The sequence below is a fragment of the Streptomyces sp. DSM 116793 genome, assembly GCF_057320905.1.
This window is the reverse complement of the sequence record NZ_CM170494.1, coordinates 4,269,311-4,292,621: the sequence shown is the minus strand read 5'-3', so window position 1 is coordinate 4,292,621 and position 23,311 is coordinate 4,269,311. Positions and strand designations below refer to the sequence as shown.

Below are 23,311 nucleotides of genomic sequence, written 5' to 3'. Positions count from 1 at the left end.
GCACTTCGCCCTCCGCTTGGCGGTGTGGCGCTTCCCTGAACGGCCGCGGCCCCGGTGGTGACGCACCGGGGCCGCTCTTGTGGGCCGTTCCAGATCCGAGAGGAAACGTGACCCGATGAAGCACATCGGTGCTGATCAGGGCTCTGTTACGGAGCCCTCACCGTGGGTGGAGCCCACGGATGTGGACCTGTACGCCACCGGGCTGGAGATGCCCGTCGTTCTGGCGGAGGTCGACTTGCTTGACGTGGAGATCGGTCTCCTGGACCGCCCGGCCACGGAGCTGGACGCGCGGCGCTTGCGGCGGGCGGAGTCCCGGGTGCTGGGCGCCCGGCGCGACCTGGCCAACCGCGTCACCGGCCTCGCCAACCGCTTCGCCGAGATGGGTGGTGCGGCGTGAGCGAGCGACTGACGCTGGACGCGCTGGCCGCGCCCCTGCGGGTGCTGCGGCTGCTGGCCGCGGATTTCGGGCACTTGCCCGCCCCGAACGTCGACCTGACCGATGTCTACCCCGAGCGGCTGAACCTGCGGTTCCACGAGGGTCTGGACGCGTTTGAGGCGTGGCGGGAGGCGCTGGCCGTGCCGCCGGAGCAGGTGACGCACGGGGTCCAGTGCGGGCGAAGCGGCACGACGCGTGTGCTGAAGGCGTCGACCGACTACGCGGGCGCTGAGGTGCACCTGACCGGCTACACCGACATCCCCTTTGTGGACGGGGGTGCGGCGTGAGCACGCCGGTACAGCGGTCCCTGAGTAGGGGCCAGCAGGTCGTGTTGGGTGCCGCCGCGGTGCCCATGGTCGCCTTCGGGAGCCTGGGTGCGTACGGCACCTACAGCAACATCACGTCCGTCTTCAAGCGGTCCGCCACCGCGCTCGGCGTAGTAGCGGCCGGCGAAGGCGCGACGCTGGTTCTGGCGCTGACCCTGGTCGGGTTGACCATGCTCGGGCAGTCGTCCCCGGCCCCGGTCCGTATCGGGCTGTGGACGCTGCCCGCGGTGGCCTCCCTGACCGGCGCCGCCGTCGCGAAGTCGACCACGGAAGCGGTGGTCTTCGCGGTCACTCCGATGGCCATGTGCGTCTCGGCTGAGGGTATGGGGCTGCTGGCCCGGCGGATCGTGGTCTACCGCACCGGCGTGGACGCCGAAGCCCAGCGCCGCAACGCCGCGGTCATGCAGCGGCTCGCCTACCACCGGGCCCGCGCCGCGAACCACCCCGATAAGGGTGCCCGGCAGGAATCGGAGCTGGAGTCCTGGAAGCTGGCCAAGAAGGTCGGCACCGGGGATATGCAGCTCGGTGCGCACCTGGTGGACGTGCAGCGCGAGCGGATGACCGACGGCGCGGATGCGGCCCTGGCGGGCATGTTCGCCCTGCCCGTCACACCCGTGACGCCCACCGTCACGGCCGTGACGCCTCCCGCCCTCGACACCCCCCAGGCCCCCGCACCGGCCGCTGTAGAGCACCCGGCGGTCCAGGGTGAGGCTCTGCCCACAGCGGAGCCCGAGCCGCAGCAGGACGCGCAGGTCACGCCCGATCCCGTGGAGCCGGAGCCGCAGGCCACCGAGCCCGTGACTCCCGCGACGGACCCCGGCGTCACGCCCGTGACGCCCACCGGCACACCCACCCCGGCGGAGCCTGATCCGGACATGGTGAAGCTGCCGGCGCAGGGGCCCGTGACGCTGGAAGAGGTCGCGGCCGTCGCGGGCGTGACGACCCCCGCCACGGGTGAGCCGCTGTCCGACGTTCAGCTCATCGTCGTGCTGCGGCACCTGCGCTACTCCGCCGACCCGCCCATGTCCTACCGGCAGGCCGCGACCGCCTTCCGCGACGCCGGATACGTCGGCGGGGAGCAGCGCGTCCGCAAGGCGTGGGGCGTGCTGATGTCCCACGAGGAGAACACCCCGTGAGCCGCCTGCCCGTCTACCCCTGGCGCTGCGCACCCGACGGGCTGGCCACGCGCCGTCAGCTCCGGTCCCGGGGCCTGCGGCCGGGTGGTCAGGACGTGGCCGCGGAGCTTCGGCGGTCCCGGCGGCGCCGGCCGCCACTGGTGGCCTACCTCTACCGCATCGACGCCGCGAAGCCCGTGCGGCCGATGACCCCAGCCCGGTGGGCGGCGCTGGCTAAGGCCAACACCGCCCGCCGCACCTGCCCCGAGTGCGGACAGCAGAGGTGGTACGTCATCCCACCCACGCTCGGCATGTGCGTCACCTGCGCCGATCTGTGCGAAGTCCCGCTCTGACCAACCCCACCAGCCCCTGGACCTGCCGGTCCGGTCCATTCCCTCTGGAGTCCGCATGAAGCCCTCCCGGGTCCGCCGCCACCTGCCGCTCTTGATCGAAGTAACCGCCGCGGTCGGCATCGCCACGGCCGTCGCTGTCCGCCTGGCCGCCTACGACGTGCCGCCGCTGCTGATCGCCCCGTGCTGGTTCGGCGTCTTCGGCTCGCTGCTGGAGCTGTTCGACCGCATCGTGCAGACCGCCTCTATGACTACGCACCGCTGCCGCGAGGCCGGGTGCGACTTCAAGGTCAGCCTGGGGCACGTGAGCGCCGCGGAGAACCGCCATTGGCAGGAGATCGCCGCCGCTCACCCGCACCACCACGTCTGAACCCTCCCGCCGTCCCCTGGCCCGGCCGCCGCATCCCACACGCGGCCGGGCCCCTCTCCTGATCTGGGGGTTTTCCCTGTGTCCAAACGAACGACCGGCCGTGGTCCGGGTGTGACGGCTGTGCGGATCCCGCATCAGCGCGGGCACCGCTCGGATCCGTTCCTTGTCGTGGTGCCGCACCGCCCGTCGTGGGCCCTGCTGGCCGCCGGTGCGGTGGTGCGGTGGCTGTGGCGCCACCGCCGCCCGCTCGTCCCGGCGGGCGCGGCCGTGGCGGCTGTGCCGCTGGCTGTGGTGCTGCATGCGCTGGGCTGGTGGACCTCGCTGGTCCTCGCCCCGGCGGTGGCCGTCCCGGCCGTGTGGCTGGCCGTTCATGGCCATCTGCGGTTGCGGGACCCGCTCGATCACCTCGTGCCCGCCTTACAGGCCGCCGTGGTGACTTCCGCCCTGGCCTGGCTCGCCCTGGCCGCCGCCTTCGGTCCGCTGGCCGGCGCCCTCGACACCGCGTGGGTGCTGCTCGCCCTGGCTGCTCAGTCTCTCTGGCTGCTCCTCGGTCTTGGAAGGAAGCACTGAATGACCGCCTACGACACCACCGGCCCGGCCGCGGCATCCGCGGACCCGACCCACAAGTTCACCAACTCCGCGAAGTGGGGCGCCACCTTCGCGCCCGGCATCACCCTGAACGTCAACGCCGGCAACCGCACCAACACCGCCCCCGCCCAGTCCGGCAGGCAGTCCAGCAGCGGCGGGCAGGGGCAGACGCTTCTGCCGGAGCCGGACTTCTCCTCCCCGGCGCAGGTGCGGCACTACTGCAACAGCCTGCGCGCCGCCGGGGTCGCCCTGTCCATTGAGGTGGCCATGGGCGCCGAGATCCTCAAGGGCGTGCTCGGGGCCGTGCCGGACCCGGAGGGCCGCCTGGGTGGCTCGCGTAGCAGGGCGAACAAGGTGGCCCGCAAGTTGCAGAAGTCCGCGGATGCACTGCGTTCCGCGGCCATGAACGCCGCCGCCACGTACGCGACATTCCAGCAGCAGTACGAGGAGGAGATCAACCGCGTCCGTCACCGTGCCCGGCGCCCGCAGGGCCCGCGCATGGACTGGGCCCAGCAGTAAGGGAGGAACGCTCATGGTGACCGAGCACGCCGCCGCTGAGCGGCAGCACGAGGAACAGCTCCGCGGCGCCTCCGACGCCGCGGGGATCGGCAAGTACCTGCTGCACCGGGCCAAGCCCCACATGCCGCCCTGGCTCGGCGTCGCCGGCACCGGCCTGGCCGGCGTCCTCGGCAACGCCCGCTGGGCCGACAGCGCGGGCGCCGCTGTGGGCCTGACGCTCACCTCGGTGGCGCTGACCGGCGTCACCTGGTGGGCCGCCCGTGACAACAGCAAGCAGCGCCGCCTGCACTCCGCCATCACCGTCGCCGCAGGCTCCGCCTGGCTCACGGCCGCGTGCCTGGCCGGGCCGACCACCGGCCCGATTGACGACATGTACCTGATGGGCGGCCCGGCGGTCGCGGTGAGCTGGAACGTGCGGATGGTCCTGCGCCGCAATCCCGACCCCACCGGGCAGTCCTCGGACAAGGGGCTGCTGGAGAAGGTCGGCCTGGCCCGCGCCCAGATCGGCGCCGCGAAGGTCGAGCCGAACCGGGTCACCGCCAAGGTGGCCCTGGAGGCCGGGGTGCAGACCAACGACGACATGGCCAAGAGCCTGGGCAACATCGCCTCCGCTCTCGACCTGCCGACCAGCGCCGTGCGCTACATCCCTGACCCCGACTCCGCACGCCGCGGGGAGCTGGTCATCGTCCCCGAGGACATGCTCGCCGAAGTGGTCGAGTGGGAGGGCCCGTCGAACCTGGGCGGCTCGATCGCGGAACCGCTGCTCCTGGGCCGCTACGACGACGGCTCGCCGCTCGTCCTCTGGCTGCCCGGTGACCCCGAGGCCGGCCGCAACAGCACCCACGTGCTGGTGGCCGGGGTGTCCGGATCGGGCAAGGGCGACGCCGCCCTGAACCTGATGACGGAGATCATGTCCCGCCGGGACGTCGTGCTGTGGCTGTCGGACCCGAAGTCGTTCCAGGACTTCCGGCCCCTGCTGCCCGGTATCGACTGGCCGGTAGAGGGCGGCACCGGCACCGAAGTCATGGTCGAAGCCGTCCAGGCCGTCATCCCGGCCCGCACCCGCTGGCTCGGAGCCCACCACTACCGCCAGTGGGCCCCCGAGGCGGCCCAGCAGCAGACCAGCACCGAGCACACCTGCCGCCCCGACGGCCAGCCCTGCGGCTGCCCCGGCATGCCCTTCCTGGTCACCTGGTTCGAGGAAGCCGCCAACACCCTGCGCGCGCTCGGCGACGACGCCTTCACCGGCATCTCACAGGAAGCCCGCTCCGCAGGCGTCTGCCTGATCGTCTCCCTCCAGCGACCCTCCTACGACCAGATGTCCACCAGCACCCGCGCCTCCCTGCCCTCCGTGGTTGCGCTCGGCTGCGATCCCCGCGACGAAGGGTTCTCCCTGCCGGACAGGGTTCTCGACGCGGGCGCCCACCCCGGCGCCTGGGGCAACCGGCGCCCCGGCTACTGCTACGTCGTCTCCCCCGGGATCCCCGAGGACCGCTACCCCTCCCCGGGCCGCACCCGCCGCTTCACCCACCGCGCCGTGCCCGTCATGGAACTGCTGGCCACCTGGGCACAGCGCAACGGCGCCCACCCCGACCCCATCACCACCCAGTCCGCCACCAGCATCGCCGGAAAGCTCTACACCAGCCGCACCGCCGACCAGCCCACCCCGGACCCCGCTGAGGACGACGACATGACCAACACCGCGTCCCTCGTGGACCCCGAGGACACCGGCATCGACCCCGAAGCCGACCTCCCCCCGGCCGAGCAGGGCGACGACGCCCCGATCTTCGCCCAGCAGGGCCGCAAGCCCGACCCCGACGAAGCGCGCCAGCTCTTCGCCGACGCGCTGCGCGAGTTCGAGGAGCAGGGCCTCATGGTCGTCGGCCCGAAGGACTTCACCGACTGGTGCGACCGCCACAGCCTGTCCCGGACATGGGTGTCCCTGCGGCTGAAGGAAGCCGCCCTGGAAGGACGCCTGGAGCCGACCAGCAAGACCGGCCGCTGGCGCATCGTCCCCGCCCTCACGGCGGCCTAACACCTCGTAACGCGTTACGGGGACCTAACACCCAAACCCCTAGGCAGACGCGCCGTTACGGGTGTCTAACAGCGGCCGCTCACGCCGCCTAACGCCTCACCCTCACACTCGCCACGCGGGCCCGCGCCCCTCCCGGCGCGGGCCCGCCCCACACCCCCGGGAAGGCCCCGCATGCCCTACCCCGACCACATCCACCAGCCCACCCAGATCACCATCCACCCCACCGACCCCCACGCCTTCCCGGGCCCCCTCGCCCACCGCCCGATGCACCCCGCAGAGATCCCACCCGGCGTCCAGATGGTCACCCTCCCCAACGGCATCCGCACCCTCGCCTACACCGACCCCGCCCCGACCGCCACCCTCCCCACCCCCACAAGCCAGGCCCTGCAGTCGGTCCCCGCGTGGGCCAAGACCACCGCCCTACTCGCCCCGACCGTCGGCACCGGCCTGGCCGGCGGCGGCATCGGCCTCTCCTACGCCGCACCAGGACTGATCGCCATGAGCCACGCCCTGTGGGCCGCTGTCGCCCTCATCGCCGCCGGCGGCACCGCCGGGGCCGCCTTCCTCGGCCGCGCCCGCAAGCTCGCCGCCGCCCGGCGGGCGCCCACCCAGATCACCCAGAACATCACCGCCACCGGCATCTTCGGCCGCGCCAACGGCACCATCCACCACCACTGACGGCACCTAGCAGCCCACCCGCACGGCACGTCACAGCCGCTAGACCTAGCACCCCCGCTAGCGGCCCATACCTGCTGTGACCAGCCCTCTAGCACCTAGCACCACATCGAATCCGAGTAAGGAGACTCACCGTGGAGTGCGAAGCCGAGTTCATCGACGGCTCGTGGACGTACTGCGGCTGCGACGACTGCGACCAGCGCGAGTACGACGACATCGAAGCCGACGTCGAGATGGGCAACCTCACCGAGGCCGAAGCCCTCGACCTACACCACCGCAACGGCGCCCTCTGACCGACCCCGGGACGGCCGCCCCATCTCGCCAAAGATCGGCGGCCGTCCCGGCTCTCCCAGTCCTTCTCAGCCCCCCGGACGTCCACCACCACTACGAGGGCCCCGTCTACCAGGACCAACGCAACGTCCACAGCCAGACAACCGGCGTAGGGGCCAAGACCAGCAACCAGCCCTGACCTGAGGAGTCCCGTGCGTGACCAAGAGCTGATCTGCATCACCCTGCCCGTGGCGGGCGCGCCCGAATGCATCGACTGGGACGGCGCCCGCAAGACCACCGTCACCCCCAAGTCCTGCGCCCTGTACTACCGCCCCGGCATCCCCGGCGCCGTACGAGCAGAGGTCACCGGCCCGTGGCGACCCAGCCGTCCCGGCATCATCCACGACGGCTCCCCAGCGGCGACCGTCGTCTACTACGCCCAAGATCCCGAGCACTGGCCCGACTGGCTCCGCGAACTGGAAGCCCGCTACCAGCCCTGACCCGACACACCAAGGGCGGCCCCCTCATCTCGCCAAAGACCCGGGGCCGCCCTCGATCCAGCACCACTCAGAGAACTGGAGCCTCCAGCATGACCCAGCCCATCCCCATCCGGCGAGCGGCCGGTGAGCCGTTGCGGATCCTGGCGCTGTGCGCCGGCTACGGCGGTCTCGAAATGGCTGTCCGTGCCGGTATCGGTGGCCAGGTCGTCGCCTACGCGGAAAGCGACCCGTACGCCGAGGCCGTGTTCGCCACTCATCACCCGGGGGTGCCGAATCTCGGGGACATCACAGCCATCGACTGGCAGCAGGTCCGGGACGCCTTCGCCCCGGACGTCATCGGCGCGGGCTTCCCGTGCCGCAATATCTCCAACGCGGGACGAAGGGACGGCATCCATGGCCAGTGGTCGAAGGTCTGGAAGAACGTTGCTCAGGCTGTGGGCATCGTTCGACCCCGCTACGTCTTCCTGGAAAACGTGGCGGCGCTCACGCGGCGGGGGCTGGACGGGAGGGCTGCCGCATGAGCAGCACCCTGAACGCCGCCCTAGCCGCCGCCGAGTACGGCTGGCACGTCTTTCCCCTGCGGCCCGGCACCAAGCGCCCGGCGCTGCACGGTGAGGGCTCCTGCCCCGGCATCGGCGACTGCGCCGACGTCCACCGCAAGTGGGAGGACCGCGCCACCACCGACCCCGACCGCATCCGCCGCGCCTGGGACCACGTGCCGTTCAACGTCGGCATCGCCTGCGGCCCGTCCGGGCTGCTGGTGGTCGACCTGGACCTGCCCAAGGACAAGAGCAGGAAGGACGCCCCTTGCGGGGCGACGACCTTCGGTGCGCTCTGCGAGCGCGCCGGGCAGCCCGTCCCCCACACGCTCACCGTGCGGACCGCGAGCGGCGGAACCCACCTGTACTTCACCGCCCCGCCCGGGGCCCGCATCGGCAACAGCGCGGGCAAGCTCGGCAGACTCATCGACACCCGCGGCTGGGGCGGATACGTCGTCGCCCCCGGCAGCACCACGCCCGGCGGCACCTACGAGATCATCGACCCGGCACCCGTCGCCCCACTGCCCGGATGGCTGTACGCCTTTGTGACGCCCCGTCAGGCCGTGCGGGCACTCACCAACCCGAACGCCGCCCACAGGCGCCACAAGGCCCCGCGCTACGTCACCAGGGCCCTCACCGCGGAGACCGCGGCCGTGCAGCACGCCCCGGAGGGCGAGCGCAACGCGACGCTGCTTCGGGCCGCGCGCGCTCTGGGGCGGTTCATCGCCTCGGGCGACCTCCCCCGCACGGTGGTGGAGGAGGCTCTTCAGGAGGCGGGAGCGGGGGCCGGACTGCCGGATGCGGAGTGCCGCACCACCATCCGCAGCGGCCTGAACTGGTCCATCGCCCACAACCCCAAGCAGGGGGCCGCATGAGCACCCCCGCCCGCCCCTCCCTGAAGAGCATCACCCCAACCCCCACCGGCCCCAGCCTCGCCGAACCGGGCCGCGCCAGGTCCGGCAGTAGGGCGCCGAAGGACGCCGCCCGCAAGGGCGTCCCCACTGCTCTTAGCCCTGACCCGCACACGGCCACCGTCACCGGCATCCGACCCGGCTTGTCCGTGCGTGGTCTGGGACGCGGCGCCGTGCCGGCCGCGGACTGGCTGTGCGCCTGCGGAAGGCACGAGCGCGCCCGCGGCCGGGACGCCGTGGCCGACCTCACCGCACGGGCCAGCGTCCGCGAGTGCCCCCACCGCACGACCATGACCAGTGAAGGGAGGGCCGCCGCATGACGGGCACGCCCACCGACGGCGCCGCCCTGCTCGATGATGTCGAGCGCTTCCACCGGCGCTTCAACGTCTTCCCCCTGGAAGCTGCCTACGTCGCGGTCACCCTGTGGGACGCCCACGCGCACCTGCTCGACTGCTTCGACAGCACGCCGCGGCTGGCGTTCCTCTCCCCGGAGCCGGGGTCGGGCAAGTCCCGGGCGCTGGAGATCGTGGAGACCCTGGTTCCCGCGCCGATGGTCGCCGTCAACGCCAGCGCGGCGGCCCTCTTTCGCGCCGTCTCCGGTGCCGAGGGGCGCCCGACTATCCTCTTCGATGAGATCGATACCGTGTTCGGCCCCAAGGCGGGGGAGAACGAGGAACTGCGCGGGTTCCTCAACGCAGGTCACCGCCGCTCCGGAGTCACCTACCGGTGCATCGGCGACGGGGGCAACCAGACCGTGCAGGCCTTCCCCTCGTACTGCGCCGTGGCCGTGGCCGGACTCGGCTCCCTGCCGGACACGATCCTCACCCGCAGCGTCATCATCCGCATGCGCCGCCGGGCCCGGAACGAGAAGGTGGAGCCGTTCCGGCAGCGGCTGCACACCAAGCAGGGCCATGCCCTGCGGGAGCGGCTGGCGAAGTGGGCCGAGGCGGTACGGCCCCTGGTCGACGGGGTGTTCCCGGAGCTCCCGCCGGAGGTCACCGACCGGCCAGCCGACGTGTGGGAACCCCTGATCGCTGTGGCCGACGCGGCGGGCGGGGACTGGCCGCAGCGTGCTCGCGCCGCCTGCGTCGAGCTGGTCAAGGCAGCCCGCGCCGACGACAAGGGCAGCATCGGCATCCGGCTGTTGACCGACCTGCGCGATCAGGTCCTCAACGGCATTGACCGCCTGCCCACCGTCGCCGTGCTGGAACGGCTGCACAGCCTCGATGAGGCACCGTGGGCGGACATGGGCGGCCGGCCGCTGGACTCCCGCGGACTGGCCAAGCTGCTGCGCGAGTACATGACTGCGGACAACGAGCCCATCTGCGCCCGCAACATCAAGACCGGTGCCGGAGTCCTCAAGGGCTACTACGCCTCTGACCTCGCCGACGCGTGGGCGAGGTACTGCCCGCCACCCCCCACCCTCTGAAGTCCGCTACTTCCGCTACCGCCGCTACCTCGCAGGTCAGCGGCCCCATTTCGGTAGCGGAAGAGCCGGATTTCTCCGCTACCACACACGCAACAACCGCTACCGGCCCCCGGCACCCCGCCCGGGGCCGGTAGCGCATTTATCCGCTACCGCTACCCCCTATCCGCTACCTCGATCATGCCCCTGACCAGGGCGGTAGCGGAGGTAGCGGAAGTAGCGGACCTGACAGGGGAGGGGGTCGAACCCCCTCCGTCGTGCTCCGAAGGAGAAGACCTCCCATGGAAACGGCACCCGCATCCGAACGCTTTGACACCACCCTCGCACTCCTCACGGTCGAAGAGGCCGCCCGCCGCCTCAGCATCGGCCGGACCCTCTGCTTCCGGCTCATCCGCACCGGACAGCTCGAATCCGTCACCCCCGCTGGCACCCGCCTGCGCCGAGTGCCCGCCGACGCCGTACCGGCCTACGTCGCCCACCTCCGCCGCGCCAACGGCGCCGCCGCCTGAAGGGACTCCGTTGGAAGAGAAGAAGCGAACCCGCAGAGCGAACGGCGAATCCGCCATCTACTTCGGCAAGGACGGCCGTTGGCACGCCCGTGTGCCGATGGGCTACAAGGACGACGGAACGCCGTACCGCAGGCACCTGACGCGCCCGACCCGCAAGGAGCTGGTGGACGAGGTCCGGCGGCTGGAGAAGCAGCGGGACGAAGGGGCGGCGCGGCGCCCCGGCAAGCCGTGGACCGTCGAGAAGTGGCTGTGGCACTGGGTCGAGGACATTGCCAAGCCGGTCGTCAGCGAGAACACGTACGCAGGCTACGAAGTTGCGGTTCGGGTCCATCTCGTCCCCGGCATCGGTAAGCACCGCATCGACCGCCTGGAGCCTGAGCACCTGGAGAGCCTTTACCGCAGGATGCAGAACAGCGGGAGCAAGGCGACCACTGCTCACCAGGCTCACAGGACGGTCCGCACCGCTCTCGGTGAGGCGGTGCGGCGCGGTCACGTCGCGAAGAACGCCGCCGCGCTGGCCAAGCCGCCACGGACCGAGGAAGAGGAAGTGGAGGTGGAGCCCTACTCCGTGGAGGAGGTTCAGAGTCTGCTGCTCGAAGTGAACAAGCGCAGGAACAGCGCCCGGTGGATGCTGGCGCTTGCTCTGGGGCTACGCCAGGGGGAGACGCTGGGACTTCGCTGGTCGGACGTCGATCTGGACAACGAGTACCTGAAACTCCGCCGGAACCGGCTCCGACCCAAGTACGCGCACGGGTGCACCGATGCGGCTCCCTGCGGGCGGAAGCCGGGGTACTGCCCGGACCGGGTGCAGGTACGGCGCGAAACCAAGAACACCAAGTCCCGGGCAGGGCGCCGAGCCGTGCCCCTCCCCGGTCCTCTCGTCGCGATGCTCCGGGCACATGCGGAGGCGCAGGCGTGCGAGCGGAAGGCTGCTGGGGACCTGTGGGTCGACTCGGAGTACGTGTTCACCAAGCCGCTCGGCGGACCTCTGAGCCCGAACACGGACTACCACGACTGGAAGCGACTCCTGGACGATGCCGGCGTCCGGGACGGCAGGCTCCATGATGCCCGGCACACGGCCGGCACGGTCCTGATGCTGCTCGGCGTCCCGGACCGAGTCATCGACCAGATCATGGGATGGGAGCCGGGCGGTGCCGCCCGGATGCGGGCTAGATACCTCCACGTGACCGACCCCATGCTGAAGGAGGTGGCCCGGAAGATCGGAACAGCCATCTGGGGAGCCGGGACACCCCTTGTGGACAAAGACCAGGACAACGGGACCTGAGACAACGCCGTAGGGCCCCCTCGCAAACGAGAGGGCCCTACGGCGTTATGCCCGGTGAGAGCATGAGCGGAGGATACGAGATTCGAACTCGTGAGGGGTTGCCCCCAACACGCTTTCCAAGCGTGCGCCCTAGGCCTCTAGGCGAATCCTCCGGCGGAAACATTACATGACGGGCTGGAGTGGTCGCGAACTCGTTCGTGGGGCCCGGTATCGGGTACTGTGTGGGCAGCCCCTCACGTGGCGCTATCTGACTGAACTCCCCCAGGGCCGGAAGGCAGCAAGGGTAGGTTGGCTCTGGCGGGTGCGTGAGGGGCGCTTGTGTGCCGGGTCCTGTGCCGAGACCGGCGCGCGGGCCTGTGCGCGGCCGGTGTGCGTCGGGGCCGGGGCGTTGTCAGTGGGCGGCATTAACCTCGTAGGCGTGTCGTCTCTCGCGCTGTACCGCCGCTATCGCCCGGAGTCGTTTGCCGAGGTCATCGGGCAGGAGCATGTCACTGACCCGTTGCAGCAGGCCCTGCGGAACAACCGGGTCAATCACGCGTACCTGTTCAGCGGGCCGCGCGGGTGCGGGAAGACGACCAGCGCGCGGATCCTGGCCCGCTGTCTGAACTGCGAGCAGGGGCCCACGCCCACCCCCTGCGGCGAGTGCCGCTCCTGCCGTGACCTGGCGCGGAACGGGCCGGGCTCCATCGACGTCATCGAGATCGACGCCGCGTCCCACGGAGGCGTGGACGACGCCCGTGACCTGCGAGAAAAGGCTTTCTTCGGGCCCGCGGCCAGCCGGTACAAGATCTATATCATCGACGAGGCGCACATGGTGACCTCGGCCGGGTTCAACGCCCTGCTGAAGGTCGTCGAGGAGCCGCCCGAGCACCTCAAGTTCATCTTCGCGACCACCGAGCCGGAGAAGGTCATCGGCACCATCCGGTCGCGTACGCACCACTATCCGTTCCGTCTGGTACCGCCGGGCACACTGCGTGACTACCTGGCCGATGTGTGCGGCAGGGAGCAGATCCCGGTGGAGGACGGCGTTCTTCCGCTGGTCGTGCGGGCCGGCGCCGGATCCGTGCGGGACTCCATGTCCGTGATGGACCAGCTGCTGGCCGGGGCGGGCCCGGAAGGCGTGACCTACGCCATGGCCACGGGGCTGCTGGGCTACACGGACGGCTCCCTGCTGGACGCCGTCGTGGAGGCCTTCGCCGCCCACGACGGAGCCGCCGCCTTCGAGGTCGTCGACCGCGTCGTCGAGGGCGGAAACGACCCGCGTCGCTTCGTCGCCGACCTCCTTGAGCGGCTCCGCGACCTGGTGATCCTCGCCGCCGTGCCGGACGCCGCCGAGAAGGGGCTCATCGACGCGCCAGCCGATGTCGTCGAGCGGATGCAGACCCAGGCCGGGTCCTTCGGCGCCGCCGAGCTCAGCAGGGCCGCCGACCTGGTCAACGAGGGCCTCACCGAGATGCGCGGCGCCACCGCTCCCCGGCTCCAGCTGGAGCTGATCTGCGCGCGCGTGCTGCTGCCCGCGGCCTACGACGACGAGCGGTCCGTGCTGGCCCGGCTCGATCGGATCGAGCGCGGGGTCCAGGTGATGCCCGGCGGTACCGGGCCCGCCATGGGGTACGTGCCCGGGTCGGATGCGCATGCGCCGGGGGCGGGCCCCGGCGGTTCCGGTCCGGCCTTCGGCGGCGCCGGCCCGGGCTCCGGCGGACCGGGGCAGGCGGGTGGAGGTGCTGGTTCCGGTGGCCCGGGTGGCCCGGGTGGTCCGGGTGGTCCGGGCGGGGCCGGCGGTCCTGGTGTTGCCGGTGCGGGCGGGGCGCCCTCGGGAGGCGGGGCCTCGGCCGCACGTGCCGCCGCGCGGGCCGGGGCCGCGGCCTCCGGGGGCGGACTCCGGGGTGGTGCGGGCGGCTCGGGGGGTGCGCCTGGGGCGGTCGGCGGTGGTGCGTCCGGTGGTGCGGCTGGTGCTGTTCCGCAGGGGGGCGCGGTCGCGGGTGGTGCGGCGCCCGCTGGGGGCGCCGAGGATGCCGGGGGCCCTGGCGCGGGTGGCACCGGGGCGGGTGACACCGGCGCGGGTGCCCCGGGGGCCGGTTCCGCTTCCGGGCGGACCGGGCCCGGAGCCTGGCCGACGGCGGCCGCGCGGCACCCCGGCGGGGAGTCCGGCCCGGGCGGCGGAGGCGGCAGGGGCGGTTCCGAAACGGGGCCCGGAGCGGGTGCGGAGAGCGGGAGCGGCGGTGCCGCAGGCCCGGGAGCGGGCGGTTCCGGTGCGCCGGCGCGGCGGCCCGGCGGCTGGCCCACCGCGGCCACCACGGGCGGCGGTGCGCGGTCCGCGCCGGGTACCACGTCCGGTGCGGCGGAGACGTCCGGGTGGGGGAGCCGGGCCACGGGAGCCCCGGGTGCCGGTACCCCGGCAGGGGGCACGCCCGGCCCCGCCCCGTCCGGCGGCGCGGGCGGCGGCCTCGACCCCCGTGCCCTCTGGCCGAACATCCTGGAGGCGGTGAAGAACCGCCGCCGCTTCACCTGGATCCTGCTCAGCCAGAACGCCCATGTCGCGGGCTTCGACGGCACGACCCTCCAGATCGGCTTCGTCAACTCCGGCGCGCGGGACAACTTCGCCGGCAGCGGCAGCGAGGACGTACTCCGCCAGGCGCTGACCGAGCAGTTCGGGGTGCAGTGGAACATCGAGGCGATCGTCGACCCGTCCGGCGGGTCCGCGCCGTCCGGTGGCGCGGGCGGTGCCGCCGGCCCCCAGGGCGGCCGGGCCCTCGGCCAGCCGTCGGCCCCGCCCCGGCCAGGCCCGTCCCAGCCCGCGCCCGCCCCGGCGCCGGACGCACAGGGGCCCGGGGCCGGTTCCGGGCCGTCCGGGGCGTACTCGTCCGCCTCGTCCGGGGGGCACTCGGCCGGTGCCCCAGGGCGGGGTGGATCGTCCCACGGGGCGCCGGGAGCGTCCGGTGCCGCGAGTGCCACGGGCTCAGCGTCGGCCGCGCCCGCCCGTCCCTGGTCCCCGGATCCCGGTACGCCCCCGCCGGTCGCCCCCGAGGACGACATCCCGGAGGACGACGACCCCGACCTCGACGAGTCCGCACTCTCCGGCCACGACCTGATCGTCCGCGAGCTGGGCGCCACCGTCCTGGAGGAGTACGCCGCGGAGTGAGCGGCGGAGGGTCGTGGCGCCCCTCCGCTCATGAGCTTGTTCCGCGCTGGACGTCGTTGACCTCGCCGGACCTCGCCGGACCTCGCCGGCCCTCGTCGGACGTCGTCGAATACCGCTGGACGGGGTCGCCGGATAGCGCCGTATGTCGTCATGTCGTCGAACGGCGCGGCTGAACGCCATCGGACGCTGCCGGGCGCCGCCCCGGACGCTCCCGAGCGCCCTCGGCCACCGTTGAGCGCTGCCGAACGTCGCCCGCCGCCGCCGAGCGCCGCCCGCCATCGAACGCCGCCGCCGGACATCACCGCACGTCAGGGGCCGACGGTCAGGGGCCGCACGTCAGGCACCGCACGTCACGGACCGCACGTCACCGGACGTGTGGGAACCCTCGAACCCAGAGCCCGACCCCCGTGTCCCGCGTCCACCGCCCCCGGAGGAACACGCACCCCACCCTGAAGGAACACGCGCCCCACCCGCGCCCCACCCCGAGAGGAACCCACAAACCTTCGGAGAACCCACAAACCTCTGGGGGAACCCACAACCCCTCCCGCCCCACCCCCCCGGAGGCCCGTACAAGAGGCCGGCCGCCCGGCGGCTACGCTGGCTGCCGTGAAGGTCCTTGTCATCGGCGGCGGCGCCCGCGAACACGCCCTGTGCCGTGCCCTGTCCCTCGACCCCGCCGTCACCTCCCTGCACTGCGCCCCCGGCAACGCAGGCATCGCCGAGGTGGCCGAGCTGCACGAGGTCGACATGCTCGACGGCGCTGCCGTGACCGCGCTGGCGCAGCGCCTGGACGCGGGACTGGTCGTCGTCGGCCCGGAGGCACCGCTGGTCGCCGGGGTCGCCGACGCCGTCCGGGCCGGGGGCGTCCCCTGCTTCGGGCCGTCCGCGCAGGCCGCCGCGCTGGAGGGGTCCAAGGCCTTCGCCAAGGAGGTGATGGCCGCGGCCGCGGTCCCCACCGCCCGCAGCTACGTCTGCACCACCCCACAGGAGGTCGACGAGGCGCTGGACGCCTTCGGCGCGCCCTACGTCGTCAAGGACGACGGGCTGGCCGCGGGCAAGGGCGTCGTCGTCACCCGTGACCTGGCGACCGCGCGGGACCACGCGCGCGCGTGCGGACGCGTGGTCATCGAGGAGTACCTGGACGGGCCCGAGGTCTCGCTCTTCGCGGTCACCGACGGCAGCACGGTGGTACCGCTCCAGCCCGCCCAGGACTTCAAGCGCGCGCTCGACGGCGACGCGGGCCCCAACACCGGCGGCATGGGTGCCTACTCCCCGCTGCCGTGGGCGGACCCCAAGCTCGTCGACGAGGTGACGCAGACCGTTCTGCAACCGACCGTCGACGAGATGCGGCGGCGCGGCACCCCCTTCGCCGGACTGCTGTACGCGGGACTCGCGATCACGTCGCGGGGCGTGCGGGTCATCGAGTTCAACGCACGGTTCGGCGACCCCGAGACACAGGTGGTGCTGGCCCGCCTGAAGACCCCGCTCTCGGCGGTGCTGCTCGCCGCCGCCGACGGCAGCCTCGCCGACCTGGGGCCCCTGCGCTGGAGCGACGACGCCGCGGTCACCGTGGTGGTCGCCGCGGAGAACTACCCCGGAAAGCCCCGCATCGGCGACCCCGTCGAGGGGCTGGACGAGGTCGCGGCGGAGGACGCCCCGCACGCGTATGTCCTGCACGCCGGGACACGGCTCGAGGACGGGGCGGTGCTGAGCGCCGGCGGACGCGTGCTCTCCGTGACGGCGACCGGCGCCGACCTGGGCGAGGCCCGCGAACGGGCGTACACGGCGATCGGACGCATCCGGCTGGACGGTTCCCAGCACCGCACCGACATCGCGGCGCAGGCGGCGCAGGCGGCGCAGGCGGCGCAGGCTGCGAGGGCCGCCGAAGGGGCGGTGGGACGACCGTAGCGGCTGCCTGACGCCCGTAGCGGCCGGGCCTCCCGGACACGGGAACGTACGGGACAGGGCACCCGGACACGGGAACGTACGGGACAGAGCATCCGGGCAGGGGAACGTACGGGACAGAGCACCCGGACACGGGAAGGGGCACCATTCCCGTGGGGTCGCCGAATGCCGCGTTCCGCGGGCCCCGGGGGCCGTACGCGCGGGAATCGTCCGCACACGCCGAAGCATCGGCACACACGGAAAACGTCCGTTCCCGACGGCAACCGGACATCCCGGCCCCGGCGAGCGCGTGCGCATGCAGGATGGCGCCGGAGCCGCCGGCGCACGAAACGTGGTGCACGGCAGCGAGCTCCTGCCCGATCGGGGGCGGATACGTCATCCGGCTTTGCCCAAAGCCATTCCATCGAGTGACCGCCCGAGCTTCCTGCTGACGGGCCTCGGAGCCCCAACTAGGGTGCCGCGCAGGCATTCCGGCACTTGGCTCATAGACATTGCGATGTCAGTGCCGGGTGCCACAGTGGGGGAGTGAGCAGTGCCATGGATGTCCGTCCGCGGTGGCTGGGACAGCGTGCGCCGGGCGGGCAGTGCGGAAGGGGGTGACATCCGATGGTGTCCGGAACGCCGGTAGAGGCGGGGGCGCGGGCCGCCCGTGCGCGGGCGCTCGCCGTGCTGCGGGTCCGCGGCAGGGCCCTCGGTCTTGCGCTGCTGCCCGCGGCCGTGGCCGTGATCCTGCAGGTCGGCGGTGCCACCGGGCACCTCACGGGCCCTGGCTGGGCCGCCGGAGCCTGGGTGGTCACGACGCTCGCGGTCGTGGTGCTGCTCGCCGCGGTCTTCTTCGGCCTGGTCGTGACGCGCGCCCGCCCCGCCGTCAGCCCCACGGTGACCCTCTCCGAGACGGCGGCCCCCGACCTCTACCGGCTGGTCCGTGACCTGGCTGACCGCCTGGAGGTCCCCGCACCCTCGGCCATAGCGCTCACCCCCGACTGCGACAGCTGGCTGGAGGACCGTACGCACCGGGCGCACCACCAGCCGCCCGCGCCGGCGGACTCCCGCGGCCGCGCCGCAACCGGTGGGCGGGCGGACTCCGGCGGACAGGCAGACCCGGCCGCGGGCGCGCGCGGGCACACGGACGGGCGGGACGACCGCGCCGGGTCGGGCGGGGCCCGCCGCGGAGCCGAGTCCGGCGCACCGGGCGCCGACGCCCTGCCGGTGCCGAGCGGCCCGGGCGCATGGCCGGACCCCGGGCACCCGGTCGGGGGCGACGGCCTCCCGAGGGGCAGACGGACAGGCGGGGCAGGCGGGCCCGGCGTTACTGGCAGAGCCGGCAAGACACGCCGGAGGACCACGGGCTGGACAGGACGGACGGGCTGGACAGGACGGACGGGCTGGACAGGCCGGACGGGCGGAACGGACGCCGGCGGCAGAGCAAGCCAGGCCGCCGGATCCGCCCGCGCGCGGCGCCCCGCCACCGCCCCGGTACTGGTCATCGGCTCGCCCTTCCTGTGGTGGATGCGCGTCGCCGAGCTACGCGCGCTCCTCGCCCCCGTCGTCGCGGGGACCGGCCCCTCGGCGCACCCCGACATAGCAGCGGCCCGGCGCTTCGTCCGCGGTCTCGACGCGGCCGTCGCGGTCGCCGCCGCACCCGGCCGCGGTCTGCTCCCGACCGCCGCGCTGCGCTGCGCGGGCTGGGCCGCCCGGCTGCTGCTGCGGATCTGCCGCGAGCCCGCCACCGAGATGGAGCGCGGTGTCGCCGCGGCCGCCGCCGAGCGTGCACAGGCTGTGGACTACGGCCTGCGGATCGTCGCCCAGGAGCAGGTGGGCCTGGCGTACGCCGGGTGGGACAGACTGCTGACCAGGGTGGCGCTGCCCGCATGGCGGATGGGACGGTGGCCCTCGCGGCTGGACGCCGGGGTGGTGGCCGCCCTCACAGAGCTGTCCCGTCGCGACCGGCTTGCCGAGGGCTTTGCGTCACGGCTCGGCGAGCGCCCCGCCTGCGATCTGCTGGAGGAGCCCGGGGCGGTCGACGAGGCCGCGTCTCTGCTCGCCGCGCGGCTCTTCCACGGCGGCCCCGCCGAGCCCGGCCCGGACTGGGTGCCCGTGGACTGGCAGCAGTACCCGGCGGAGGTCGTCGACCGGAAGTGGCGTGCCGACGCCGCCCGGCTGCAGCGCGTGCTCGACGCCCTGGGGGTGCGCCGGCCGGCCGGCGCCGCGCACGGCGGAGGCTCCGATCCGCCGGACGCGAGCCTGGCGCGCGTGCTGGACCATCTGTCGGCACCGGACCCACTTGCGGAGCCGGCCCCCGCGCCGCTGCCGTCCAAGGCCCCCGGTCGCACGGAACCGGCCACCCAGGACTGGGCGAGCGCCCCGGGGAGAACGGGTGCACCGGAGACCCCCGGCGCGCCCGGCAGGGCACCGGCACCGCAGAAGGCAGGCGCCCCGCACAAGGCAGGCGCACCGGAGAAGGCAAGCGCACCGCAGAGAGCTGGCGCACCGGAAAGAGCGAGCGCACCCGAAAGAGCGGGCGCACCGGAATGGCAGAGCGCCCCCGAGGAACCCCCCGCACCACCCCACGCATCCGGACTGCCGGACCCCTCATCCGCACCGGAACCCGTCGGGGAAGCCGGCGGCGAAGAGAGCCGCCGCGCCAACGAAGGCTTCCACGCGCCCGGCGCCCAGCATGCGCCGCACGCCCCCGCCACGCGCTCCAGCCACGGGATCACCCCGGGCAGCGCTGACGGCGCCCGGCACCCATACCCGAACACGGATACGAACCCGGACCAGAGCACCGACCACGACAGCCGGCGTACCGACCACGACAGCCGGCCTACCGACCACGACCGGCGGCGTACCGACGCCGCCGGCCGGGCTCCCGCCCCTGACAGTCGTCCCACCGCCCCCGACGGCCGCTCCGCCGCCCCCCACGGCCCTTCCAGCGCGCCCGATGCCTGTCCCGCCGGCCCGGACAACCGAGGCCCCGCCCTGGACAGCCAGGGAGCCGCCCACCGCGGCCGGGGCGCGGCGCTCGCCGCCGAGCTCAGTGCCGAGCTGGCCCGCGAAGAGGCCGCTCACCTGGGTGGACGCCGGGATGCGCTGAGCGCGTCCGGGCCCTGGGGCCCCGACGGGGCCCCGTGGGACGAGGGCATGCTCCCGCTCTTCCCGAAGCAACCGCCCCGCACCGGCCGCGAACTGCTCGCCGACCACGTCACCGCCATGGTCTGCTGCGCCGCCGTGGACACCGCCGGTGCCGTCCCCGGCCTCGACTGGCTCGACGGACCCTCGCTGCTGGTCGGCGGGGAGCGTGCCGCCGATCTCGGCCCCCGGGTGCTGAGCCTCATCGAGGACGGCGACCCCGAACCATTGCGCGGCTGGCTCACTCGAATCGGTGTCCGTCCCGAAAAGCCAGTACGCCTCGTTTAGCGGTCAATAACGTCAACAGTACGGAAAGAGGTTCTTGTCGCCTTCCGATCGCGACGAACCGTGAGCGATTGTCTGCGTAGTGTGATGTGCTGAGGGCCGGGCCGCGCACCGGGTGGGCGTGGAGCGGGGTCTCGGGTGCGAGGGAGGGGAGCACGATGGGCACAGACGGGCTGAGGCGGCCGCCCCAACCGATCCGCCGCTGGGAGTCGGGCGCGCTGGCGCACGCGGTGTCCGATCCCTTCGGCCAGGGGCCCCTGCCATGGCTGCGCGGCAGTGAGAACTACTTCGACGACACCGGCCATGTCGTCCCCTGGTACGTCGACCACGCCCCGGCCCCGGGCGCCGCCGGCATCCCCCACCAGCGCTCCGCCACCGGCCTCCGCACGGCCGACGACGTGCACCGCCAGATCAAGGGGTTCGCGTCACCGGGCGCGGCCGCGCCGGGGGAGGCGATCGACTTCCATGTCACCGTCGACCCGCCGCAGCAGTTCAGCGTGGACATCTACCGCATCGGGCACTACGCGGGCGACGGGGCCTCCAAGATCACGACCAGCCCGCGGCTCTCCGGCATCGTCCAGCCCGCGCCGCTCAGCGCGGACCGCACGGTCTCCTGCCACCACTGGTGGCTCTCCTGGCGCCTGCAGATCCCCAGCTACTGGAACGTCGGCGCCTATGTGGCCGTGCTCACCACGGCCGACGGCTACCGTTCGCACGTCCCGTTCACCGTTCGCGACGACCGCGTGGCCGACCTGCTGCTGCTCCTGCCGGACATCACCTGGCAGGCGTACAACCTCTACCCGGAGGACGGCCACACCGGCGCCAGCCTCTACCACGCGTGGGACGAGCACGGCAGGCTGCTCGGCGAGGAGGACGCGGCGGTCACGGTCTCCTTCGACCGGCCGTACGCGGGCGCGGGCCTCCCGCTGCACGTGGGCCACGCCTACGACTTCATCCGCTGGGCCGAGCGGTACGGCTACGACCTGGCCTATGCCGACACCCGCGACCTGCACGCGGGCCGTGTCGACCCGGGCAGGTACCGGGGCCTGGTGTTCGCCGGGCACGACGAGTACTGGTCCGTACCCATGCGCCAGGCCGTGGAGCGGGCCCGCGACCACGGCACCTCGCTGGTGTTCCTGTCCGCCAACACCATGTACTGGCAGGTCGAGCTGGGCCCCTCGCCGTCCGGTGCGCCCGACCGGCTGCTGACCTGCCGCAAGAACCGCGGCCCCGGGCGGCCCACGCTCTGGCGGGAGATCGACCGTCCCGAGCAGGAACTGCTGGGCATCCAGTACGCGGGCCGCGTCCCGGAGCCGTATCCGCTGATCGTCCGCAACGGCCACCACTGGCTCTGGGAGGCGACCGGCGCGGAGGAGGGCGACGAACTGGAGGGTCTCGTCGCAGGTGAGGCTGATCGTTACTTCCCCCGCGCGCCCCTGCCCGAGCACCGGCGCCGGATCCTGCTCGCCCACTCCCCGTACCTGGACGCCGAGGGCGGTGCCCGGCACCAGGAGACGTCCCTGTACCGGGCGCCGTCCGGCGCGCTCGTGTTCGCCTCCGGCACCTTCGCGTGGTCCCCGGCGCTGGACCGCCCCGGGCACGTCGACACCCGTGTGCAGCGCGCCACGGCCAACCTCCTCGACCGGATCTGCAAGCGGGACTGAGCGCCTGACAGGAGGCTGGGTCCGCGGGCCGGGTGCGGGCGCCTCGTGGTTGCTCGCTCCCCCACTGCCTGACCCCGGTTCCCCGAGGCCTGCCGGGCTGGCGAGCGCGCCCTGGAGGAGCCCTGGCGGTGGCCGGGCAGAGGGATACGGGAGAATTGGTTCCACTTGGACAGAGCCGCGGGAGGAACCGTGTCCGGATTCGTCGACAAGCCCGAGCCGATCCAGGTTCCGGGACTGGTGCATCTGCACACCGGCAAGGTGCGCGATCTGTACCGGAACGAGGCGGGCGATCTGGTGATGGTGGCCAGCGACCGCCTCTCCGCCTACGACTGGGTGCTGCCCACCGAGATCCCGGACAAGGGCCGGATCCTCACCCAGCTCTCGCTCTGGTGGTTCGACAGGCTCACGGACCTCGTGCCCAACCATGTGCTGAGCACCGACCTGCCCCCGGGCGCCCCCGCCGACTGGGCCGGGCGGACGCTGGTGTGCAGGTCCCTCGCCATGGTGCCGGTGGAGTGCGTGGCGCGCGGCTATCTGACGGGCTCGGGCCTGGTCGAGTACCGGCAGAGCCGGACCGTCTGCGGCCTGGCGCTCCCGGAGGGCCTGGTGGACGGCTCGGAGCTGCCCGCGCCGATCTTCACCCCCGCGACCAAGGCGGAGGTCGGCGAACACGACGAGAACGTGTCGTACGAGGAGGTGGCCCGCAAGGTCGGCGCGGACGTCGCCGCCCAGCTCCGCCAGACCACGCTGGCCGTGTACGGCCGGGCCCGGGACATCGCCCGCGACCGGGGCATCATCCTGGCGGACACCAAGTTCGAGTTCGGCTTCGACGGACAGACGCTGGTCATCGCGGACGAGGTGCTGACCCCGGACTCGTCCCGGTTCTGGCCCGCGGACCAGTGGCAGCCCGGGCGGCCCCAGCCGTCGTACGACAAGCAGTTCGTACGGGACTGGCTGACGTCCCCCGAGTCCGGCTGGGACCGGGCGGCCGAGCAGCCGCCGCCGGAGCTTCCCGGGCACGTGGTCGCGGCGACGCGGGCGAAGTACGCGGAGGCGTACGAGCTGCTGACGGGAACGTCCTGGGACTGAGCCCGACGCCGGGCGGGCGGTTGCGCCCGGCCGGGGCGCAACCGCCCCGGCCGCACCCGGGTGCGGGAGTCAGACATGCACTAGCCCCCGGTGGCCGGCCACCGGGGGCTAGGTGTGGAGCGGACGACGAGGCTCGAACTCGCGACCTCAACCTTGGCAAGGTTGCGCTCTACCAACTGAGCTACGTCCGCACGTCCACAGGCGACCGCCGGGCCGCCCGCACGGGGGAGCGCCCGCCGCGGG

General features: G+C 73.1%; 22 protein-coding genes, 2 tRNA genes and 1 other RNA gene. 23 read left to right on the top strand and 2 right to left on the bottom strand.

Annotation, left to right across the window (positions count from 1 at the left end; translation table 11 throughout):
- Positions 1 to 115 precede the first annotated feature (115 nt).
- The 17 genes from ACSMXW_RS16575 (at position 116) to ACSMXW_RS16495 (ending at position 11,854) form a co-directional block, all read left to right on the top strand.
- Positions 116 to 397, top strand: coding sequence for a DUF6284 family protein (locus ACSMXW_RS16575; protein WP_485807315.1), 282 nt, complete (start codon positions 116 to 118; stop codon positions 395 to 397).
- Positions 394 to 723, top strand: a complete 330-nt coding sequence (locus ACSMXW_RS16570; RefSeq protein WP_485807313.1) for a hypothetical protein — start codon at positions 394 to 396, stop codon at positions 721 to 723. The genes ACSMXW_RS16575 and ACSMXW_RS16570 overlap by 4 nt, the downstream gene beginning before the upstream one ends.
- Positions 720 to 1,898, top strand: a complete 1,179-nt coding sequence (locus ACSMXW_RS16565; RefSeq protein ID WP_485807312.1) for a hypothetical protein — start codon at positions 720 to 722, stop codon at positions 1,896 to 1,898. Before ACSMXW_RS16570 ends, ACSMXW_RS16565 begins: the two co-directional genes overlap by 4 nt.
- Positions 1,895 to 2,230 (top strand): RRQRL motif-containing zinc-binding protein, encoded by a 336-nt coding sequence (locus tag ACSMXW_RS16560; protein ID WP_485807310.1) that lies wholly within the window; start codon positions 1,895 to 1,897, stop codon positions 2,228 to 2,230. The genes ACSMXW_RS16565 and ACSMXW_RS16560 overlap by 4 nt, the downstream gene beginning before the upstream one ends.
- Positions 2,231 to 2,285: 55 nt before the next feature.
- Positions 2,286 to 2,597, top strand: a complete 312-nt coding sequence (locus ACSMXW_RS16555) for a hypothetical protein (protein ID WP_485807308.1) — start codon at positions 2,286 to 2,288, stop codon at positions 2,595 to 2,597.
- 120 nt (positions 2,598 to 2,717) lie between these two features.
- Positions 2,718 to 3,167 (top strand): hypothetical protein, encoded by a 450-nt coding sequence (locus ACSMXW_RS16550; RefSeq protein ID WP_485807307.1) that lies wholly within the window; start codon positions 2,718 to 2,720, stop codon positions 3,165 to 3,167.
- On the top strand, positions 3,168 to 3,704 hold the full coding sequence (gene traA / locus ACSMXW_RS16545; RefSeq protein WP_485807305.1) for a plasmid transfer protein TraA: 537 nt from the start codon (positions 3,168 to 3,170) through the stop codon (positions 3,702 to 3,704).
- 13 nt (positions 3,705 to 3,717) lie between these two features.
- A complete protein-coding gene (traB, locus tag ACSMXW_RS16540; RefSeq protein WP_485807303.1) occupies positions 3,718 to 5,739 on the top strand; it encodes a plasmid transfer protein TraB in 2,022 nt (673 codons plus the stop codon).
- A 171-nt stretch (positions 5,740 to 5,910) separates the two neighbouring features.
- Positions 5,911 to 6,417 (top strand): hypothetical protein, encoded by a 507-nt coding sequence (locus ACSMXW_RS16535; RefSeq protein WP_485807301.1) that lies wholly within the window; start codon positions 5,911 to 5,913, stop codon positions 6,415 to 6,417.
- A gap of 131 nt (positions 6,418 to 6,548) precedes the next feature.
- On the top strand, positions 6,549 to 6,707 hold the full coding sequence (locus ACSMXW_RS16530; protein WP_485807299.1) for a hypothetical protein: 159 nt from the start codon (positions 6,549 to 6,551) through the stop codon (positions 6,705 to 6,707).
- A 189-nt stretch (positions 6,708 to 6,896) separates the two neighbouring features.
- A complete protein-coding gene (locus ACSMXW_RS16525; RefSeq protein WP_485807298.1) occupies positions 6,897 to 7,184 on the top strand; it encodes a hypothetical protein in 288 nt (95 codons plus the stop codon).
- An 89-nt stretch (positions 7,185 to 7,273) separates the two neighbouring features.
- Positions 7,274 to 7,705 carry a DNA cytosine methyltransferase gene (locus tag ACSMXW_RS16520; protein ID WP_485807296.1) on the top strand — a complete coding sequence of 144 codons (432 nt, stop codon included), beginning with the start codon at positions 7,274 to 7,276 and terminating at the stop codon, positions 7,703 to 7,705.
- On the top strand, positions 7,702 to 8,598 hold the full coding sequence (locus tag ACSMXW_RS16515; RefSeq protein ID WP_485807294.1) for a bifunctional DNA primase/polymerase: 897 nt from the start codon (positions 7,702 to 7,704) through the stop codon (positions 8,596 to 8,598). Before ACSMXW_RS16520 ends, ACSMXW_RS16515 begins: the two co-directional genes overlap by 4 nt.
- Entirely contained in the window at positions 8,595 to 8,954 is a 360-nt protein-coding gene (locus ACSMXW_RS16510) for a hypothetical protein (protein WP_485807292.1), read from the top strand. The genes ACSMXW_RS16515 and ACSMXW_RS16510 overlap by 4 nt, the downstream gene beginning before the upstream one ends.
- Positions 8,951 to 10,063, top strand: a complete 1,113-nt coding sequence (locus ACSMXW_RS16505) for a DUF3631 domain-containing protein (protein ID WP_485807290.1) — start codon at positions 8,951 to 8,953, stop codon at positions 10,061 to 10,063. The genes ACSMXW_RS16510 and ACSMXW_RS16505 overlap by 4 nt, the downstream gene beginning before the upstream one ends.
- A gap of 278 nt (positions 10,064 to 10,341) precedes the next feature.
- Positions 10,342 to 10,569 carry an excisionase family DNA-binding protein gene (locus ACSMXW_RS16500; protein WP_485807288.1) on the top strand — a complete coding sequence of 76 codons (228 nt, stop codon included), beginning with the start codon at positions 10,342 to 10,344 and terminating at the stop codon, positions 10,567 to 10,569.
- A gap of 10 nt (positions 10,570 to 10,579) precedes the next feature.
- Positions 10,580 to 11,854 carry a tyrosine-type recombinase/integrase gene (locus tag ACSMXW_RS16495; RefSeq protein WP_485807286.1) on the top strand — a complete coding sequence of 425 codons (1,275 nt, stop codon included), beginning with the start codon at positions 10,580 to 10,582 and terminating at the stop codon, positions 11,852 to 11,854.
- Between the two features lie 67 nt (positions 11,855 to 11,921).
- On the opposite strand, the gene ACSMXW_RS16490 is transcribed toward ACSMXW_RS16495, so the two are convergent.
- A tRNA-Ser gene (locus ACSMXW_RS16490) sits at positions 11,922 to 12,006 on the bottom strand.
- A gap of 72 nt (positions 12,007 to 12,078) precedes the next feature.
- On the opposite strand from ACSMXW_RS16490, the gene ffs reads away from it, so the two are divergent.
- From ffs to ACSMXW_RS16460, 6 genes are all read left to right on the top strand, one after another.
- Positions 12,079 to 12,177: signal recognition particle sRNA small type (ffs, locus tag ACSMXW_RS16485), an RNA gene on the top strand.
- Between the two features lie 95 nt (positions 12,178 to 12,272).
- Positions 12,273 to 14,996, top strand: coding sequence for a DNA polymerase III subunit gamma and tau (locus ACSMXW_RS16480; protein ID WP_485807285.1), 2,724 nt, complete (start codon positions 12,273 to 12,275; stop codon positions 14,994 to 14,996).
- A gap of 606 nt (positions 14,997 to 15,602) precedes the next feature.
- Positions 15,603 to 16,904, top strand: a complete 1,302-nt coding sequence (gene purD / locus ACSMXW_RS16475; RefSeq protein WP_485807283.1) for a phosphoribosylamine--glycine ligase — start codon at positions 15,603 to 15,605, stop codon at positions 16,902 to 16,904.
- Positions 16,905 to 17,507: 603 nt separating this feature from the next.
- On the top strand, positions 17,508 to 20,318 hold the full coding sequence (locus tag ACSMXW_RS16470; RefSeq protein WP_485807281.1) for a hypothetical protein: 2,811 nt from the start codon (positions 17,508 to 17,510) through the stop codon (positions 20,316 to 20,318).
- A 155-nt stretch (positions 20,319 to 20,473) separates the two neighbouring features.
- Entirely contained in the window at positions 20,474 to 21,979 is a 1,506-nt protein-coding gene (locus tag ACSMXW_RS16465; RefSeq protein WP_485807279.1) for a N,N-dimethylformamidase beta subunit family domain-containing protein, read from the top strand.
- A gap of 189 nt (positions 21,980 to 22,168) precedes the next feature.
- Entirely contained in the window at positions 22,169 to 23,068 is a 900-nt protein-coding gene (locus tag ACSMXW_RS16460) for a phosphoribosylaminoimidazolesuccinocarboxamide synthase (RefSeq protein ID WP_485807277.1), read from the top strand.
- A 115-nt stretch (positions 23,069 to 23,183) separates the two neighbouring features.
- Here the strand turns inward: ACSMXW_RS16460 and ACSMXW_RS16455 are convergent.
- Positions 23,184 to 23,259, bottom strand: a tRNA-Gly gene (locus tag ACSMXW_RS16455).
- Between the last annotated feature and the right edge of the window lie 52 nt (positions 23,260 to 23,311).